We start from the raw sequence: 316 nt of genomic DNA, 5'->3' as shown, positions 1-316 counted from the left end.
GCGCATCCAGCAGGCGGCGCGCAAGCAGGACTACGCAGGCGTGTTCATGTACCAGCAAGGCGAGATGATCCAGTCGTCGCGCCTGGTGCACGTCCTGGACGGCACCGGCGAACGCGAGCGCCTCGAGATCCTGGACGGCCAGCCGCGCGAGTACCTGCGTCACAACGAAGATGTGCAGTGCCTGATTCCCGAGCGCAAGACGGTCCTGATCGAGCGTCGCCGCGGCGACCGCTTTCCCGGCCTGCTGCTGGGTGACCCGGCCAACCTGACCGAGCACTACAAGATCCGCACCGAATCGGCCCTGCACCGGGTCGCC

Annotated in this window: 1 protein-coding gene; it reads left to right on the top strand. The window is 67.4% G+C overall.

All coding sequences use genetic code 11. From position 1 onward, the window contains the following. On the top strand, positions 1 to 316 hold a 316-nt coding region (locus tag SB751_RS29155), incomplete at both ends, for a sigma-E factor regulatory protein RseB domain-containing protein (protein WP_410748928.1).

Source organism: Cupriavidus sp. SIMBA_020 (assembly GCF_046535395.1).
Lineage (GTDB): Bacteria > Pseudomonadota > Gammaproteobacteria > Burkholderiales > Burkholderiaceae > Cupriavidus > Cupriavidus campinensis.
The sequence above is the reverse complement of the archived record's forward strand: the minus strand, read 5'-3'. Positions and strand labels throughout refer to the sequence as shown.